The sequence below is a fragment of the Paenibacillus sp. CCS19 genome (genome assembly GCF_033239625.1).
GTDB lineage: Bacteria > Bacillota > Bacilli > Paenibacillales > Paenibacillaceae > Paenibacillus_T.
The window spans coordinates 44,249-62,516 of sequence record NZ_BTCK01000031.1; the positions used below are offsets into that span (position 1 = coordinate 44,249).

Here is an 18,268-nt window from a genome sequence, read left to right on the forward strand (position 1 = left end):
AAGGTACTCCCTTTTCGGCTCCTTCATTCTAAAGGGGAGCATCTGCGTCTAAGCTGCAGTTCAGAAGACTGCTTGTTAGTCTTTGTTCTGTCCTTCAAGCGCCGCCTTCAATGCATCAGCCAATCCGCCGGACAACGTCACCTTATCGCTGTACTGCTCAACCATCCGCTTCTGTTGATGTTTGTTGACGCGACCGCCTCCCGCCTTATCCTCGAGCATCTCAATCACATTGCAGCGGCGGCATTGCGCGTACTTGCCGGCTTTGCCCGTGTGAATCTCCATTTTCTTGCGGCACTGCGGACAACGCTTGTTGGACAACGCAGGTTCTGCCGCGCGGCGGAAGCCGCACTCCCGATCTTGGCAGACGAGCGTCTTGCCGCGCTTGCCATTCACTTCGATCATCGGCTTGCCACAGTCTGGGCAGCGCGAGTGCGACAGGTTGTGAGGCTTATATTCCTTCGTCTCCTGCTTCACTTCCTCCACCCACGCAGCTGCTTTCTGGCGAATGCCGGACATAAACTGCTTGGCATTGCCCTGTCCCTTCGCGATGCGCTCCAGCTCGCGTTCCCACTCGGCCGTCAGCTCTGGGCTGCGAAGCTCCTTCGACGCCAGCTCAATGAGCTGCTTGCCTTTACCTGTCGGTACAAGACGGCTGCCCTGACGGTCGATCGTCTGCGAAGAGAGCAGCTTCTCGATAATGTCGGCGCGCGTCGCAGGCGTACCTAGGCCGTACTTCTCCATCTTGGACAGCAAGCCCGCTTCATTATATCGTGCTGGCGGTTGTGTCTGTCCCTCGCGAAGCCGGCTCTGCTTGAATGTTAGCGATTGATTCGCGTTAAGCGGCGGCAGCAATTGCCCGCCGCCGCTGCGGCCTGCCCCCTCATCGGCTCCGTCGCCGCTGCCGTCGTCTTCACCGTCTAGATCTGCCGCGGATACACTGCCGTAGGCTTCTTTCCAGCCCGCATCCTTCAATACGTTGCCGCGAGCATAGAAGCGATCTTCGCCCACTCGCACGACAACGCTCGTTTCATCATAACGACATGGCGGACTGAACAACGCGATATAACGCCGAACGATTAAATCATACAACTTGCGCTCTTCCGGGCTAAGCGCCGATAGATTCACATATTGCTCCGTCGGAATGATTGCATGGTGATCGCTTACTTTGCTGTCATCGACGATGCGCTTCGTAACCGCCAGCGGTGAGCGGAGCAGCTTCCGCGCTACGGTTGCATAAGGACCAACCGCGATGCTCTCCATCCGTCCTTTGAGCGTAGAGACCATATCCGAGGATAGATAACGCGAGTCCGTCCGCGGATATGTCACGAGCTTATGCTGCTCATAGAGCCGCTGCAGCACGTTCGACGTCTGCTTCGCCGAGAAGCCAAGCCGTTTATTCGCATCGCGCTGAAGCTCGGTCAGATCATAAGCGAGCGGATGCGGTTCGCTGCGCTCGGCTGTCCGCAGCCGATCAACGACCGCAGGCTTGCCGTTCGTCCTAGCGATAACCTTCTCTGCCTCTTCCCGCGTCCACAGCCTGCCGTCATGTCCTTCCTCGCTGCGCCATGCCGCTTGGAAGCCGCCGAACTCGGCCGCAACCGTCCAATACGGCTTCGGCTGGAAGCCGTTAATCTCGCGTTCGCGATCCATCAGCATAGCCAATGTCGGCGTCTGAACTCGTCCTGCTGACAGCTGTGCATTGTACTTGCTCGTCAACGCGCGCGTCACGTTCAGGCCAATCAGCCAATCCGCTTCCGCTCGGCATACAGCCGACGCGTACAGACGGTCATATTCGCGGCCGGGCTTCAGCGATGCGAAGCCGTCCTTGATCGCCTTGTCCGTCTGCGACGAAATCCACAACCGCTTGAACGGCTTGTTCCAGCGCGCGAGCTCCATAATCCAACGCGCGACAAGCTCGCCTTCGCGACCTGCATCCGTTGCAATAATAAGCTCTCCGATGTCAGAGCGCTTGCATAGACCAAGCACTGCCTTGAACTGCCCCGACGTTTCCCGAAGCGGTTTAAGATTCATACGATCCGGCATAATCGGCAGATCATCCAGGTTCCATGTCTTATATTTGGGATCGTAATCCTCCGGTTCCGCGAGTCCGACGAGATGGCCAAGCGCCCAAGTGACGACATAGGCAGGCCCTTCGATGTAGCTTTTATTTTTATTCGTACAGCCGAGTACACGCGCGATCTCACGCGCTACGCTTGGCTTTTCCGCTAATACGAGCGATTTCATCCTCTGTTCTCCCCTTGAAAACAACGTAATGGTCCCATTATCGGCCATTGAGCTTCGCAAAGTCAAAAAAATAAGCAGTACGCCCGCTATTCCGCGGGAGCACTGCCTATGATCTTACATACGCTTTCCCAATCACTTGCACATGCAGCACGCAGCGGCTGGCGCAAGTCTTTTTTATTCCAACATTTACTGGTTCACAGCTGTGGAGGCTGGCTGGTTTAATAGCTGTAAGGGCTTACAACATACATATAAAGAGGTGTATCATGCGCTTACGTACAACGATGTCCACCCTGCTCCTTGGAGCCGCATTGCTCGGCACACTGTCCGCCCCTGCATCCACCTTCGCTGCCACATACACGGTTCAACCGAATGACTCCCTCTGGTCGATCGCCACGCGATACAACACAACGATAGCTCAGCTTAAAGCCGCTAACGGGTTGAAGTCGGACATGCTGCTTGACGGGCAGCAGCTCCAGGTGCCGTCCCCATCCTATCTGTCGACTTACAGCGTACGTGCAGGCGACACGATGTGGATCATCGCGAATCGACTCGGCGTACCGCTCGCCAAGCTGCTCGCTGCAAACACTCAGCTGGCTAACCCGAATGCGATCTGGCCGGGCTTAACGATCAACGTTCCAATCAAGCCTGCGTCACATCTTACGGGTATTTTTCCTTTGAAAAAGGGTACTTATTCGCCATTCAGCAATACGTTCGCGGATTCCCGTACTTGGTCGACCGACGGCTCCGCCGTTCGATCGCATGAAGGCGTTGATATTATGGCGCCCGAAGGTACGCCAATCTACAGCGCGATGAGCGGCACCGTCGTCCAAGCCGGCTGGCTTGAACTCGGCGGCTGGCGGCTGACGATCCGCGTCGACGACAGCACGGAATTTTACTACGCACATATGTCCAAGTACGCACCCGGCATCGTCAAAGGCAGCGTCGTCGCGGCCGGACAACTGATCGGTTACGTCGGCAGCACGGGCTACGGCCCCGAAGGTACGAAGGGAATGTTCGATCCGCATCTGCATTTTGGCATGTACAAACGCAGTCCTTATACGGCAATCGATCCGTTCTTGAACTTGAAGTGGTGGGAGCTTGGATAACGACTTCGAATGTAAATGACTAGAAAATTTGTGATTACATGTTGCGCGAAACCTATTGATCTGTTATATTAGTAGTTACATGTCTATATTTAACCCCGCAGGATTCCTCTTAGAAGATATTTTTCCTGGCAAATAGCTTCTCGTTCTGCCCGTATCCGCCGCTCTGGCGAAGGTTGGTTGTTCACTCGCCTAACACCATTCGCTGATTCACACTGGCGCGGTCTTCGGAGCCGCAAGGACGAAAGAGAGGTAGGGCTTTCGTTGTTTTAGTTAAGCTTTGCTGTAGCATAGCGGAACTGGGCACAACCACATGATTCAACTAACGAACCGGGGAATCAACGCGCATCGTCAGCGCACCGGTGAGAAAACCTTTATCGAAGCAATTCAAGATGAGCGACTGCGCTCTTAGGTAGGTTTTATCGCCAATAAGAATTTGCACGTCCGAGTGGACTCGGACACTTGTCAATTCTTATGTGGTTAAATATAGGAACACAATAAACGGCACCCTTGACGGGGTGCCGTTGTCCATTTCTATGACTTTATTATTACTGAGCTTGCTGCTCTTCAGCCACTGGCTTGATCACGCGGCTCGAACGACCGTCTACGCCTACCGGCACATCGCCAGCAAGTGTTACACGGCGCACAACGCGGTGCTGTTGTCCATAATCGTTAACCGCATAGTGCTGCGTCGCGCGGTTATCCCAGATCGCAACGTCACCCTCCGCCCAGCGCCAGCGAACCGTGTTCTCCAGACGAACGACATGCTCCTGCAGGATGTTGAACAGACGCTCGGAGTCCTGCGAACGGAAGCCGACGAAACGTCTTACGAAGTGACCCAGCAGCAGATGGCGCTCGCCCGTCTCCGGATGGACGCGAACGACAGGATGCTCCGTCTCATATACCGTCGATGCGAATACGGCGCGGTGCTTCTTCAACGCTTCTTCCGACACTTCCTTGCGAACTGCCGTTGCGTAATCGTATGCATTGGAGTGCACTGCACGCAGGTTGTCAGCCAGATCCTTCAGCTCTTGCGGGAGATCTTGATAAGCTGCAGCCGTATTCGCCCACACCGTATCGCCGCCTGCCGCCGGAATAACGACACCGCGCAGAATCGATGCTTTCGGATAAGCGTCTACGAACGTTACGTCTGTATGCCACGAGTTTGCACGGCCGCCATGCTCCGAATCCAGCTCAAGGATCGAGCTCGTGCCTTCTTTGACCGGTACTGTTGGATGGGCATAAAGCTCGCCAAGCAGCTTCGCGAAACGTTCTTGTTCTTGATCGTCCAGATGCTGCTGACCGCGGAAGAACAATACTTTGTGCTGCAGCAGCGCTTGCTGGATCGCATTGATTTCCTCTTGATCCAGATCGCCGGACAACCGGATTCCTCTAACCTCTGCACCAATACGACCTGCTACCGGTACTACTTCCAACAGGACTTGCTGATTGTTAATTGCTTCGCTCATGGGAATCCCTCCGAATAAATAATGAATTTGTGCGTCAGCTCCATTTGCAGTACAAACGACAAAGGAGCCGGCGCGATACGATGCGCTAGCTCCTCTGCAGCCCGAGACCGCATCGAAGCTAGTTCTAAGCCTTCAGCCATGATGCGAGTCCTGATGTCGATTTATTTCAAAGCTTGCGTGACGAACGTGTCGTTCACTGCTTCTTTGAACGTAATTGGGTTTTTAATATACTTGTTCTCGAGCAAAATATCGCTGGAAGCCTGCTGCGCATTAAGCGCATCCTGCGTATACGCCGACAGGATCGGCGAGGAGTTCGCGAGAACCTGCTTAACCGTATCGACGGACATTTTCGTCTGCTCCGAGAAGATCTGCGCAGCTTCGTCTGCATGGGCAAGCTGATAGTCGACCGTCTGTTTGTACACCTTCAGAAACTCGACGACAAGCTCGGGATGCTCCTTCGCAAACTTCGTGTGCGCAATAAGCGACGTCGGGGATAGCACAGTCGTATCCGACTCGACAATACGCGCTTTGCCGTTATTCACATTTTGCGTAATGTAAAGGTCCCATGCGACCCAGCCATCCAGCTTGCCGCTCTCGAAGGCCGCTTGCGCATCATCCATCTGCAGGTTGATGACGTTAACGTCCGAGATCGACAGACCAACAGCGTCAAGCACCTTGATCAAATAAACGTTAGCTACCGTGCCCTTCGGCAGGCCAATCGTCTTGCCTTTTACATCCTCCAGCTTCTGGATCGGGGAGTTAGGCGGAACGAGCAGGCGCGCACTGGATTTGCCCTCAGAGTTTAGGCCAATGATTTCAAATGGCAGCTTGTTCGACAGACCCGCGATCGTCGCACCGTCCCCGAGGAACGATAGATCGACGCGTCCGGCTACGAGAGATTCCAGCAGCGGCGGGCCGCTCGGGAACTTGCTCCATACAACTTCGGCGTTCAGCTTGCTGAAGGCTTCTTCATAGAAGCCCTTCGCTTGCGCAATAATGAGCGGGCTGAGTCCTCCGTTGATCGCAATGTTCACCTTGATCTTATCGCCGCTTGGCTTGGATGATTCATCGGACGCCGCTGCACCTTCTGTCGTCTGAGACGAAGCTTGTGCCGACTTATCTGTCGCGCTGTCCTTCTTCTCCCCGCATGCCGCTACCACGAACGTTAATATAACTGCCAATGCCATGACCAAACCTGCTCTTGTCCACTTCACCATGATGGTTTCCCCCTCGATCTGAACGCTATTTGTATAGTAATTAGGCCGATATTGCTTCTCTATTTAAATAATCGAATCTTAGTAAGGAATGTCTCCGACGATCGACACGCGCTCTGCTACGCGGACGTTCGGGAAGTAATCGGATACGGCGTAGTGCTGCGTCGCACGGTTGTCCCAGAATGCGATCGAGTTTTTCTCCCAATGGAAGCGTACTTGATACTCTGGTATTCTCGATTGCGCGAACAGGTATTGCAGCAGCTCTTCGCTTTCTTCTGGTTCCAGTCCAACGATGCGGATCGTGAAAGCAGCATTGACGAACAGCGTCTTGCGGCCCGTCTCCGGATGCGTGCGAACAACCGGATGCTCAGCAGCTGGGAACTCGATTTGTTTCTCAGCCAGACGCTCTGGCGTCAGTGCACGGCCGAACGAAGGCGTGAAGTCATGGATCGCTTTCAGACCGTCGATGCGTTCCTTCACCTCATCCGGCAGGTTGTCATAAGCTGCTGCCTGGTCGGACCACAGCGTGTCGCCGCCGAATGGCGGCACTTCCGACAAGCGGAGTACGGAACCGAACGCTGGATTTACGCGCCAAGTTACGTCCGTGTGCCAGATGTTTTCCATGCCCGTTACGTTCTTGTCTTTCGCGAAACGCGTTACTTCTTCCGTGTTGCCTTGCGGCAGGAAGGGATGCTTCTCCAGCTCGCCCCACAGCTTCGCGAATGCAAGATGCTGCTCGTTCGTAATATCCTGATTGCGGAAGAACAATACTTTGTATTCGAGGAAAGCGCGGCGGATTTCAGCTTGAAGCTCTGGTCCCACCGGCTGGCTCAGGTCTACGCCTTCAATCTCTGCACCGATGATCGGGCCGAGCGGCTTAACCGTGAACAGCGTGTATGGCTGCTCCTCTACACCCTCTGGCAGACGGCGGAGTTGGTAGATGCCTGCATGTCTTTTGCGTTTAGGCGCGTAGCTGCGGGATAGATAATCAATCGTTTGGTTTGTCATGAGAATCAGCTCCTAATCATCGTTTTAGTCGGTAGTTTATTAGTTTACATACCTGTTTAGTAGGGATTGAGGATAAAAAAAGAGATTCACAGTTATAGCATGGGCGCCATGCTCCCAAGCGTTTCTCACGAAGTGAGATGATCGCTGCGAGCATGGTGCATCAAGTCTTAAGAGCATCTTGCCCGCTCTGTCTTGATGCTGCGCTTTGCTATATCCATGAATCTCTGGTTGTCCAGTCGATCCCAGCTATACAAGAAGTTGATTAACCTCTATTGTTCATGCTGTGATGCTTGTGCTTCATTGTTGCTTTGTTGGTGCGTCGTTCTGATGGCTAAATCTTATCAATTTAATTCCGAGTTTGTCAATAGGTTTTTAAAACTTTGTTCGATAGATATTTCTGTGATTTTATCGCTTCATCTATAGCACGATAATTATTAAGGGGGGCTTCTCAGTTGCAGCCAGCAGACAATGCATAGTTAATTGGTGCGAATAATATGTTATTGACAGGTTTAATTCCGAGTGATATGATAGGAATTAATTCAGGCGAAACGAATTACTTATCGTCAAACTTCTCATAGAATCGACCATACGAATGGAGATTCGGAGCAAGCAAGCGGTTTGCGTGGCAGACACCCTGCCATCGCTATACGCCCAGCTGCCCGAATCTCCTTTTTTTTACCACATAAGAAGGTACAAGTTTTCGAGTCACTCGAAAAAAAAACAAATTCTTATTGGCGATAAAACCTACATCTAAACGCGGTCGCTCATCTTCTAAAGGCCGCGATAGAAGTTTTCTCATGCCATTACTTTTCCAAAAGGATGTGTTGAACATGACAACGACGACAAAAGCACTGCTCGAGATCGACAACGTCAGCAAAATCTTTCGAAACGGCGCCACAACTACGCATGTACTCGATCGGATGAGCTTAGCAGCGACCGAAGGCGACTTCGTAACGGTCATTGGTCCGAGCGGCTGCGGCAAGAGCACGCTGCTCAAAATCATTGCCGGTCTCGACACCGACTACAGCGGCAGCGTCAACATCGAAGGCCGCAAGGTCGAACGGCCGTCGCAGGAGAAAGGGTTTATTTTTCAAGAGCATCGCCTATTCCCTTGGCTTAATGTGGAGAGCAATATCGCAGCCGATCTGCCGCTCAGTAAACCTGAGGTTCGCAATCGCGTCAATGAGCTGATTAAGCTGGTCAAGCTCGAGGGCTTCGAGAAAGCTTATCCGCGTCAAATTTCCGGCGGCATGTCGCAGCGGGTCGCAATCGCAAGAGCGCTGCTGCGTAAGCCGAAGGTACTGCTGCTTGATGAACCTTTCGGTGCGCTCGATGCCTTCACGCGTGCGCATCTTCAGGAAGCGCTGCTCGATATTTGGCAGACGAACCGCACGACGATGGTGCTCGTCACGCATGATATTGACGAAGCCGTCTTCCTCTCGAGCCGCGTTGTTGTCATGGATGCAAAGCCTGGCCGGATCAAATCGATCATCCCGATCGATCTGCCGTACCCGCGCAAGCGCACAGGAACAGCATTCCAGGATATTCGGACGCATGTGCTGCGCAGCTTGGAGCATTCGGATGCGGAGGAGCCGAGCTATACGATCTAGCACGCTTCTTAGGGATCGACATACAGTACGGCTTTCAAGCCGCCTGATAAGGAAAGGATGATTGAAGATGACGTCTACCATTGCCGTGCGCAGCGAGCAAGCTGCCCCGCCTAATATCGAACGGCGCAAACGTGCATTCCCTTGGAAAAGCGCGGTGCGCGGTGCCATTATCCCTGCAGTGGTCATTGCACTGTGGCAAATTCTATCCTCCAACGGCTCCATCTCCGAGACGATGTACTCGTCTCCATGGAACATTCTGCAACAATATTATGAGCTCACTAAGACGGGCGAGCTCCCGCATCATCTCCGCATCAGCCTCGTCCGCGCTTCGCTCGGCTTCCTATTCGGCGGCGGCGCGGGTCTTTTGATCGGCTTGCTCGTCGGCATGTCCCGTCAGGTCGAGGAAGTGATGAACCCCACTGTCCAGATGCTGCGGACGATTCCGCTGCTTGCGATCACGCCGCTGTTCATTATGTGGTTCGGCTTCGGCGAGCTGTCGAAGGTGCTGCTCATATCGCTCGGCGCATTCTTCCCGATGTATGTGAACACGTTCCTCGGGGTTCGCAATGTGGATGCGAAGCTATTCGACGTTGGCCGCGTGCTGGAGTTCAACTGGTGGAAGCGGACGTCTCGTCTCGTGCTGCCGGCCGCCCTGCCGAACATTCTGCTCGGCACGCGACTGTCGCTCAGCATCGCATGGCTCTGCCTCGTCGTCGCCGAGCTGCTCGGCGCGGAGAGCGGCGTCGGCTACATGATTCAGGACGCACGCTCGTTCGTGCAGACCGACGTCGTGTTCGTCGGCATTACGATCTTCGCGATCGTCGGCAAATTGTCCGACTCGATCGTCCGCGTACTGGAGCAGCGTCTGCTGCGCTGGCAGGATAGCTTTAAAGGCTGAATGACTAGGTGACTAAATAACTAACCACTCGTACAGCAGTTAAGTGACAGCAGTCTGTCTGTTGCAAAACATACAATGGAATGTACCTCATACCCCTCATTTAAACACTCCCATTGCAAACTGTGCAGCAGAATTCCGACCTTTCGATCGTAAACGAGGCATCAACACGATTAACGGTTGGTTCTATGCACAGATTGCAGCGGCAGCGCAATATTGCCACTCCAACAGCGATTTCTATTGTACGAACTGCAACGCCGGCACTCCCGCGCACCTCCCTCTGGCTGGCATCGCTTATTATGATTGGAGTTGGCGCGCTGTTATTCGGATTGCATGCCGTGTGAAAGAACGAAACTCAGCTATCCTCTTGAGAGAACCTGCTGCATACGCTGCAGGTTTGTTTCATGGTGCGCCCTCATTGCCGATGCGGGCTGCCGAATATGCCGCACTCTGCAAGGGTTGAGGTTGCCTTCCGAGCCTCAGTTGTGACTAACATGTGAAATATATCACAACCTATTGTCAAACGATTCAAAGTCGCATATGATAAGAGCAACAAGAGGTTGTGAATTAAATCACAACTAACTGCTCAGCTAATTAAACAACCTGACTGCAACCTAACAAAAGCGCAGACCTGCGCTACCGAACTTAGCGTTCACGTCCTACTGAGGAGTTTAACACTCAACAGGACACAAAGGATGCCGTCACGAACTCGGAGCAGTCCCAATCGATCATCCCGTTAATGTTCGCTCAAACGCAGTTTAATTTTAGCTAAGTATGTGAATTAATTCACAGGAAATTTGAGGAGGAATCTCGTATGAAGATCGCGGTTATTGGATGCACGCATGCCGGTACGGCTGCTGTAACACAAATGGCTAAGCTTTATCCCGAAGCGCAAATTACGGTATATGAACGGAATGACAACGTATCGTTCCTATCGTGCGGCATCGCCCTTCATGTCGGCGGCGTTGTACAGGACGTGAATAAATTGTTCTACGCATCGCCGCAGCAGCTGACCGCGATGGGCGTACGAATGAATATGCGTCATGACGTGCTTGATGTCGACACCGAGAATCACAGGCTTCGGGCACGCAATCTGGCAACCGGCGAAATACTGAACGATACGTACGATAAGATCGTCATGACGACCGGGTCGTGGCCGATCATTCCGAAGCTGGACGGCATGGAGCTGGACAACATTGTCCTCTGCAAAAACTACGCTCACGCCCAGACGATCATCGACAAAGCCCAGCACGCAGAACGCATCACCGTCATTGGCGCTGGTTACATCGGCATCGAGCTTGTCGAAGCGTTCGAGCTGCTCGGCAAGAAAGTAACGCTTATCGATAACATGGATCGCATCCTGTTCAAATATCTCGACCGCGAATTCACGGACGCCATTGAACAAGAACTGACTGCACGGGATATCGAGCTTCAGCTTGGTCAGACGGTAACCGGCTTCCGCGGCGAGGATGGCCGAGTCGACACGGTAGTGACGACAGTTGGCGAATACGCAACGGATCTCGTCGTCCTGTGCATCGGCTTCCGCCCGAACACCGAATTGCTGAAAGGCCAAGTCGACATGCTGCCCAATGGGGCGATCATCGTCGACGAGTACATGCGCACAAGCCATCCGGATGTATTCGCTGCCGGCGACAGCTGCGCAGTCTTCTATAACCCGACGCATAAACACGCTTATATCCCGCTCGCAACGAACGCGGTACGGATGGGAACGCTCGTCGCACGCAACCTGCTGAAGCCAACCGTCCGCTACATGGGTACGCAAGGTACGTCGGGCATCAAGATCTACGATCTCAACATTGCATCGACCGGCATGACGGAGCAAGCCGCGCTTGATGCAGGCATGCAAGTGAAAACCGTGCTGCTCGAGGACAATGATCGTCCAGAGTTCATGCCGACGTACGAGAAAGTGCTGCTCAAAGTCGTATACGAAGCGGAGACCGGCCGCATCGTCGGTGCGCAAGTGCTGTCGAAGGACGACCTGACGCAGGCGATCAACACGATGTCGGTCTGCATCCAGAATGGCATGACGATGAACGAACTGACCTTCGTCGACTTCTTCTTCCAGCCGCACTACAACAAGCCGTGGAATTTGCTTAACCAGGCAGGTCTGCAGGCGATGTAATCGCAGTGAAACGAATAAATCGCAAGCCGTGCTCTACGCTCGGCAAACACAAACAGCCCGCCGCGTCTCTCATGGACGCGGCGGGCTGTTTCAGCTTCACTATCTGTTACTTGCCGATATAGGCAAGGACGGCAATCAGTACGGTCACGACTTCAGCACGCGTTGCTTCGCTGTTCGGATCGAACTTGCCGCCGATGCCTTGGATGAGCCCTGCCTCGTAGGCCGCCGCAATATAAGGAACCGCCCATGCCGGTATCGAAGCCGCGTCTGTGTATGGCAGACTGCCAGTGCTTGCTGCAGTTTGCTTGCTTGGCTCAATGCCGAGCGCACGCACGAGCATGACGACCATTTCGGTCCGCGATATACGCTGCGACGCACGGAATGTGCCGTCCTCGTAGCCGCCAATGATGCCAGCCGCCACTTCTTGCGATATGTATGGCTGCGCCCACGCTGGTATGCCACTCCAGTCCGTGATGCTCGCTGCCGTGCCGGATGCATTCGCCTGCAAGCCGAAAGCGCGGCCAAGCATAACCGCGAACTCCGCTCTCGATGTCGTGCCGCCCGGCTTGAACGTGCCGTCCGGGTAACCGGCAGCGATTCCACGTTCCACCGCGTTTCGAATCGCCGCTGCCGCCCAATGATCAGCAGGAACGTCCGCGAACGGCGCAGCATTGCTGGTGCTGTCGTTACCCGTACTGCCGGTGTCAGTGTCGGTTTCACCGGTGCTGCTTCCCGTGTCACCGCTGCCCGCTTCGTTGTTCTCCCCACTATCCGATCCGCCCGCGTTCGTATCGTTTCCGCCGGTGATGCCGCCGGAATTATTCGGATTGCCTGTATTCGGATTCGTAGTATCCGTGCCGCCGCCAGTGGATGGAAGTGCCGATCCTAATAGATCGGTAATGCGTTCTTCCGTCGAACGATTAACCCGACCGATCGTATCCAAGTAGCTGCGGAACACCTCATAATCAACAAGATTCAATTCATAATGTCTTCCCGCCTGCTTCGCCTTCTTCATCGAAGCATAGAAGTCGCCGCCGTCGGCCATGAACGAATTCGTAGCGACGATATAGTAAGCGTCCGGCTTGATGTCGGAGTATGAGCCGTCTGCATTCTTGATCTGCACTTTCGCAATGCGCTGGCCTGCCGTTACGATCTCATTCTTAACGGAGTCGACAACCTCGCCTTGCTTCGTGGAGTCATAATAGAAGCGCATGCCTGCCACTTGCGGGAAACGTCCTTCGCCTGTCTGAACGCCGCTCACGCCATTCTCAAGCGCAGCGACAATCTCCTGACCCGTCATCTTGAGCGCGGTCAGATTGTTGCCGTACGGCATAACGGTCAGCAGTTCGCCAAGCGTAATGTCACCTGTGTCAATCGATGCACGGATGCCGCCTCCGTTCTGAATCGTGACGTAACCTTCCACATCCGCCGCAGCCGGTACGAGGCTCTTCACCTTCGCCAGCATGCCGTCCGCGACCAGATCGCCAAGGTTCGTCTCCTTCTTGCGCACGTTGCCGCGCTCGCCGTCGAGCACCGTTTCCGTGTAGCCGATAACCGTCTTTTTCAACTCGTCCAGCGGTCCGGCGAATTCCGCCAGCTTCGTCTGAGCAGCCGTGTCCGAAGCAATGATATATTGTCCCGCAGTGTCCTTCGCGTCAATCTCGATCAGCTTGCCGTCCCAAGCGGTCAGCACGCCATCGGCATCGAACGTTGCATCCAACTGACCAAGGAAGGCGCCGTATTCGCCAGTTTGGACGATTATCGTCGGCTCATCATCCGCATGGTGAACGACAGGTGCGCTCAGCTTCGTATGCGAATGACCGCCTACAATAATGTCGATACCCGCAACCTCATCCGCCAGCTGCTCGTCCAGGTTGTAGCCGATGTGGGACAAGGCGATGATCTTATTAACGCCCTTCTCTTGAAGCGCCGCAACGGCTTGCTGAGCGCTAGCCTTTATATCTTGGAAGCGGATGGACTCGCCCGGCGAGGACAAGGCCGCCGTATCTGGCGTGGTCAGACCGAAGATCCCGACCTTCTCGCCATTCACTTCGCGGATGATCGCCGGATAAATATGGCCGCTCTCCCCTGGCTCGCCTACGCTTGCGCTGAACAGCGGGCTCAGGTTCGGCTCCGTGACGAAGTTGATATTGCTGCTAACGAACGGGAAGGATGCGCCCTGAATGAAAGTTTTGAGCGTCGCAGGTCCTTTATCAAACTCATGATTGCCGAATGTCATGACATCATAGCCGAGTTCTTTCATAAACCATAAATCAGCAAGTCCCTCATACTTGTTAAAATACAGCGTGCCCGAGAACACGTCACCCGCGTCGAGCAGCAGCGTATTGTCGTTGCGAGCGTTCTTAATGGCCGTCACGCGGCGCGCGACGCTGTCCAGATGCGCATGCGTATCATTCGTGTGCAATACGCGGAGCTCGAACGGGTTCGAGGTCGGTTCCGCTGTGCCGGGCTGCGTTTCCTCTGCATGTGCACGGCCATTCTCTCCCGCAGGGATGCCTGCGAGCACACCGCTCCATACCAGTGCTGCTGCAAGCGACAACGTTGGAATGCGATGCATGCGCGAGCGGACAAACGGGTTTACTCTTTTCATTGTAAGCTTTCCTCCATCTCATGAATGGTTGGCCAATCGTATTCCCGTCGGCAACGCGATGATGTCTGGATGAGCAAACGCCGGATTTTTTACATCCTAATAAATGTAAAACAACACATACTAGCATCGTATAGGACAAACATTCGACGATCGTTAATTGCATATGTAGTTCTCGTAAAATCGCCTAGCATATGGATGGATGCTAGACTTCTACAGCTGATCAGCTGAACACAAACAAGCCCGTCAGGTTTTCATCCTGACGGGCTTCCACTATTTAAACGTTCTTTAACGAGCTACGCTTTCGTAATGATCTGGTCGATGATGCCGTATTCACGGGCTTCTTCGGCAGTCATGAAGTAGTCGCGATCCATGTCCTTCTCCACCCGCTCGAGCGGCTGACCCGTACGATCGGCTGTAATTTGGTTCAAACGCTCGCGAGTAGAAATAATACGTTTGGCCGTAATGGCGATATCGCTCGCCTGACCTTGTGCGCCGCCATGCGGCTGGTGAATCATGACTTCGCTGTTCGGGAGCGCGAACCGTTTGCCTTTGGTTCCCGACAGCAATAGGATCGCCGCGAACGATGCCGCCATCCCCGCGCATATCGTCTGCACATCCGGCTTCACGTACTGCATCGTATCGTAAATTGCGAAGCCGGCCGTCGTCGATCCGCCTGGGCTATTGATATAGAAGTAAATATCTTTGTCCGGATCCTCCGCCGCTAGAAATAACATCTGGGCGGTAATGCTGTTCGCCACCTGATCATCGATCGCCGAACCCAGGAAGATGATTCGATCCTTCAACAAACGCGAATATATATCGTAAGACCGCTCGCCGCGGCTGCTGTGCTCGACTACATAAGGAACGTAGTTGGACATGGGATTCACCTCAAATGTTTTGTGATTGGGAGAGACCGATCGAGCAGAGCTCGAAGGTCTGGCACAAAACATTGCATCGGAAGCATGAGCTAAGTTTTTAGTTGGGAGAGATCGACAAGCAAGGCTTGCGATCGAGCTAAAAACGTTGCGTCGTAAGCATGAGCTAAGCAGCGCACATAACCGTACCTTCGCCAAGCGACTGACCGCCGAAGAAACTTCTCACAACGCCTGCACCTGTATTGGCCTTAACCGGTGCACTATGCACGCCTTGAACCGCTGGCAGCACATCCTGCGACTCATCCGCATTCAACAGCAGGAGCAGTCCGGTTATGTTTCGCGTTCGGAACGCTTCCAGATAAGCATAAACAACGGCTTCATCAGCTTTGCCGCCGCAAACAGCTGCCAATCTTGCGCCCCGCACACGACGGCCTCCGCCGGCCCGCTCCTGTCTCCAAGCCTCCAGCTTCGTCCGTGCCCGATGCAGCGCGGCTTTCACCGCGCCTTCCGACACCTCCAGCAGTACTGCCGTCTCGGCCGCCGTGAACTGGAGCCCCTCCATGAACAGCAATATGATCCGTTGACGTACAGGGAGCAGCGATACAACTGCCGCCATCGCTTCTGACAGCTCAGCCGATGCTTCTACCCGATCCTCCGACGCCACCCGCTCCGCGAGCTGCACGGTCAACTCCTCGCACGCAATCCGCCGCTTGCGGCACAGATCGATCCAAGCATTCGCCGCCACGCGGTATAGATACGAGCTGCTTACGAGCCGATTGCCCGCTCCCTGCTGCCATACCTTCATCCAAGTGATCTGCGCGAGATCGTCCGCGTCCCACCTAGAGCCCGCAAGCTTGCGGCAAAATCGCTTCAGCCGCTGCTGCTGTTCCTCGATAAGCACATGCATGCGCTCCTGATCCTGTAACCGATTCATGCCGTATCTCCTGCCTTCCTTGATCGATCTCTCCCTTACGTATAACGTGAATCCCCGTGCTTAACGATACGGTGTTCCGAACATTTTTTTCGCAGATTAAACCACGCTTTACATTTATTATAGCCGTATTCCCCACACTTGTTGAAACTCATCATGGATGATAGGATAATCCTAATCCAATAGAACAATTTGCCAGCTATTCCAATACCATCACTTCACTCACTGGAGGCACCCACTCATGCTGCAGCATCGTACAGAGCCTGGTCCCGCGCCAACTGCAAGCAGATCCGTCTGGTCCCTGTTCCAAGATCGAACCTTCCGGCAATTTCTATCGATTATCCGCAAATTCCGATGGTACTACGCCGGCGCAATCAGCGCGCAGCTCGCCCTGACCGCTACAGCGCTTCTGTTCGCGGAGGCCAGCCGGCGGTTGTTCGACCAAGCGCCCGACATCCCGGGCCGCACGGTAGCCTGGCTGCTCGTCGTCTTCGTCATCGTCTTCGTGCTCCAGCTCTCGTTAACGTTCGTGAACAACTGGCTGCGCTCCGCATTGAACGAATCGGTCGTCTACGATATGCGGCGCCAGGTGCTCAACCATGTGCAGCGACTTCCGCTCTCGTTCCATGAAAGCAACCACAGCTCCACCTCAATCAACATTATGCGTAATGAGCTGGAGATAGCGAAGGATTTCGTCGTCTTCGACGTACAGAAGCTCATCACACTCCCTATCTCTTTCATCATTGTTGGACTTTATCTGATGACCGTTCACCCGCTGCTCGGCGCCATCGCCATCATCATCGGTCCGATCCAGCTGCTTAGCACACTCGTCTATCGCAACAGATTCAAGCAAGCGCTCCATCTGCAGAATACCGTTTCTCGTGAAGTATTCTTCACGATGAGCGAGATGCTCCAAGGCGTCCGCGAGGTCAAAGCGAACCAAATGGAGGATATGATTCACGACCGAATGACCGATATTCAGCGCAGAGGCGTCGCCTACAATGTGCTGCTGACGAACGTCGGCACGATTCGCGGCATCGTGAAGGATATTCCGTCCAAGCTCGGCTATGTCGCAGGCGTAGGCGTCGGCATGACGATGATGGCAAGCGGACAGATCGGAGCAGGCGGTCTCGTTGCCTTCATCACGCTGCTGGATAAAGTGTCGGAGCCGTTCACCGTCCTTGTCGATACAATCAACAACCTGCAGCGGTCCGTTTCAGGCGCGCGTCGTTTGTACGAGGTCATGGATATGCAGGAGGAAAATATATCGGATGGCATTCCGCTGCCCGAGGCCGCTCCTTCCATCCGATACGACAACGTATCCTTCGACTATGGCGAGAAAGCAAACACCTTGCGCAATATTAGCTTCGAAGTGCAGGCGGGCCGGTCCATCGCGTTTGTCGGACCGAGCGGTGCGGGCAAGAGCACGATCGTCAAGCTGCTCTACCGCTTCTACGATCCAGCCAGCGGTCGCATCTCGCTCAACGACGTCCCGCTCACGTCGTACCAGCTCCACTCGCTTCGCCAGCATATGGCGCTCGTGTCGCAGGATATTTTCTTATTCGATGGCAGCGTGTTCGATAACATCGCCATCGGCAGACCTGAGGCATCGCGCGAGGAAGTAGAACGTGCGGCGCAGCTTGCGCAGGCGCATGATTTCATCAGCGCGCTGCCGGAAGGCTATGACAGCGAGATCGGCGAGCGCGGCATCAAGCTGTCGCATGGACAGAAGCAGCGGCTCTCCATCGCCCGCGCTATTCTGCGCAGCGCCTCCATCCTCGTGCTGGATGAGCCGACGTCAGCACTCGATGTGGAGACGGAATCATCCTTCCAGTCGGATCTGGGCCAATGGGCCGCCGACTGCACGAAGATCATTATCGCGCACCGGCTGTCGACCATTCGCGAAGCGGATTACATTCTATTCATCGATGACGGCGAAGTCGTCGAGCACGGTACAATGGAGCAGCTGATTGCGGCTGACGGCAGGTTCCGCCGCTACTGGGACCGCCAGAATATAGCGGTTGCGGCTGCAAGCGCATAGATATCCATTAGGAGATAACTAGGGGGATGTTCAAATGTCAGGAAATACGATTGCGAAACGACTTGAAGAATTAGGCGTTTTCCTTCCTAGGGCCAGCGAGCCGGCAGCAAGATACGCAAACTTC

The 18,268-nt window shown here is 54.3% G+C and carries 12 protein-coding genes; 5 read left to right on the plus strand and 7 right to left on the minus strand.

The window, feature by feature from the left end; genetic code table 11:
* Positions 1-75 precede the first annotated feature (75 nt).
* On the minus strand, positions 76-2,244 hold the full coding sequence (locus tag SBI19_RS19740; RefSeq protein ID WP_317971254.1) for a DNA topoisomerase III: 2,169 nt from the start codon (positions 2,242-2,244) through the stop codon (positions 76-78).
* Between the two features lie 263 nt (positions 2,245-2,507).
* Here SBI19_RS19740 and SBI19_RS19745 point away from each other — a divergent pair, with 263 nt between their 5' ends.
* A complete protein-coding gene (locus SBI19_RS19745) occupies positions 2,508-3,350 on the plus strand; it encodes a LysM peptidoglycan-binding domain-containing protein (RefSeq protein ID WP_317971255.1) in 843 nt (280 codons plus the stop codon).
* A 545-nt stretch (positions 3,351-3,895) separates the two neighbouring features.
* Here SBI19_RS19745 and SBI19_RS19750 read toward each other — a convergent pair.
* From SBI19_RS19750 to SBI19_RS19760, 3 genes are all read right to left on the minus strand, one after another.
* Entirely contained in the window at positions 3,896-4,816 is a 921-nt protein-coding gene (locus SBI19_RS19750) for a TauD/TfdA dioxygenase family protein (protein ID WP_317971256.1), read from the minus strand.
* A 161-nt stretch (positions 4,817-4,977) separates the two neighbouring features.
* A complete protein-coding gene (locus SBI19_RS19755) occupies positions 4,978-6,033 on the minus strand; it encodes an aliphatic sulfonate ABC transporter substrate-binding protein (RefSeq protein ID WP_317971257.1) in 1,056 nt (351 codons plus the stop codon).
* A 78-nt stretch (positions 6,034-6,111) separates the two neighbouring features.
* A complete protein-coding gene (locus SBI19_RS19760) occupies positions 6,112-7,038 on the minus strand; it encodes a TauD/TfdA dioxygenase family protein (RefSeq protein ID WP_317971258.1) in 927 nt (308 codons plus the stop codon).
* 830 nt (positions 7,039-7,868) lie between these two features.
* Here SBI19_RS19760 and SBI19_RS19765 point away from each other — a divergent pair.
* The 3 genes from SBI19_RS19765 (at position 7,869) to SBI19_RS19775 (ending at position 11,686) form a co-directional block, all read left to right on the plus strand.
* Complete coding sequence (locus SBI19_RS19765) at positions 7,869-8,648, plus strand: ABC transporter ATP-binding protein (protein WP_317971259.1); 780 nt, start codon at positions 7,869-7,871, stop codon at positions 8,646-8,648.
* Between the two features lie 67 nt (positions 8,649-8,715).
* Positions 8,716-9,546, plus strand: a complete 831-nt coding sequence (locus tag SBI19_RS19770; protein ID WP_317971260.1) for an ABC transporter permease — start codon at positions 8,716-8,718, stop codon at positions 9,544-9,546.
* Positions 9,547-10,357: 811 nt separating this feature from the next.
* The gene (locus SBI19_RS19775; protein WP_317971261.1) at positions 10,358-11,686 is read left to right on the plus strand and encodes an FAD-dependent oxidoreductase; all 1,329 of its coding nucleotides are present in this window, start codon (positions 10,358-10,360) and stop codon (positions 11,684-11,686) included.
* A gap of 106 nt (positions 11,687-11,792) precedes the next feature.
* On the opposite strand, the gene SBI19_RS19780 is transcribed toward SBI19_RS19775, so the two are convergent.
* The 3 genes from SBI19_RS19780 to SBI19_RS19790 all read right to left on the minus strand — a co-directional run bounded on the left by SBI19_RS19780 (position 11,793) and on the right by SBI19_RS19790 (position 16,106).
* Complete coding sequence (locus tag SBI19_RS19780; RefSeq protein ID WP_317971262.1) at positions 11,793-14,297, minus strand: S-layer homology domain-containing protein; 2,505 nt, start codon at positions 14,295-14,297, stop codon at positions 11,793-11,795.
* A gap of 293 nt (positions 14,298-14,590) precedes the next feature.
* Positions 14,591-15,175, minus strand: coding sequence for an ATP-dependent Clp endopeptidase proteolytic subunit ClpP (gene clpP, locus SBI19_RS19785; protein WP_317971263.1), 585 nt, complete (start codon positions 15,173-15,175; stop codon positions 14,591-14,593).
* A 163-nt stretch (positions 15,176-15,338) separates the two neighbouring features.
* Positions 15,339-16,106: an RNA polymerase sigma factor gene (locus tag SBI19_RS19790; RefSeq protein WP_317971264.1), complete on the minus strand. Its 768-nt coding sequence runs from the start codon at positions 16,104-16,106 to the stop codon at positions 15,339-15,341.
* Between the two features lie 238 nt (positions 16,107-16,344).
* Between SBI19_RS19790 and SBI19_RS19795 the strand changes: the two genes are divergently transcribed.
* On the plus strand, positions 16,345-18,144 hold the full coding sequence (locus tag SBI19_RS19795; RefSeq protein ID WP_317971265.1) for an ABC transporter ATP-binding protein: 1,800 nt from the start codon (positions 16,345-16,347) through the stop codon (positions 18,142-18,144).
* Positions 18,145-18,268: the final 124 nt, after the last annotated feature.

Coding starts and splice junctions, on each gene's coding strand:
- SBI19_RS19740 (WP_317971254.1), bottom strand. CDS start 2,244: ATGAAATCGCTCGTATTAGCGGAAAAGCCAAGCGTAGCGCGTGAGATC.
- SBI19_RS19745 (WP_317971255.1), top strand. CDS start 2,508: ATGCGCTTACGTACAACGATGTCCACCCTGCTCCTTGGAGCCGCATTG.
- SBI19_RS19750 (WP_317971256.1), bottom strand. CDS start 4,816: ATGAGCGAAGCAATTAACAATCAGCAAGTCCTGTTGGAAGTAGTACCG.
- SBI19_RS19755 (WP_317971257.1), bottom strand. CDS start 6,033: ATGGTGAAGTGGACAAGAGCAGGTTTGGTCATGGCATTGGCAGTTATA.
- SBI19_RS19760 (WP_317971258.1), bottom strand. CDS start 7,038: ATGACAAACCAAACGATTGATTATCTATCCCGCAGCTACGCGCCTAAA.
- SBI19_RS19765 (WP_317971259.1), top strand. CDS start 7,869: ATGACAACGACGACAAAAGCACTGCTCGAGATCGACAACGTCAGCAAA.
- SBI19_RS19770 (WP_317971260.1), top strand. CDS start 8,716: ATGACGTCTACCATTGCCGTGCGCAGCGAGCAAGCTGCCCCGCCTAAT.
- SBI19_RS19775 (WP_317971261.1), top strand. CDS start 10,358: ATGAAGATCGCGGTTATTGGATGCACGCATGCCGGTACGGCTGCTGTA.
- SBI19_RS19780 (WP_317971262.1), bottom strand. CDS start 14,297: ATGAAAAGAGTAAACCCGTTTGTCCGCTCGCGCATGCATCGCATTCCA.
- clpP (WP_317971263.1), bottom strand. CDS start 15,175: ATGTCCAACTACGTTCCTTATGTAGTCGAGCACAGCAGCCGCGGCGAG.
- SBI19_RS19790 (WP_317971264.1), bottom strand. CDS start 16,106: ATGAATCGGTTACAGGATCAGGAGCGCATGCATGTGCTTATCGAGGAA.
- SBI19_RS19795 (WP_317971265.1), top strand. CDS start 16,345: ATGCTGCAGCATCGTACAGAGCCTGGTCCCGCGCCAACTGCAAGCAGA.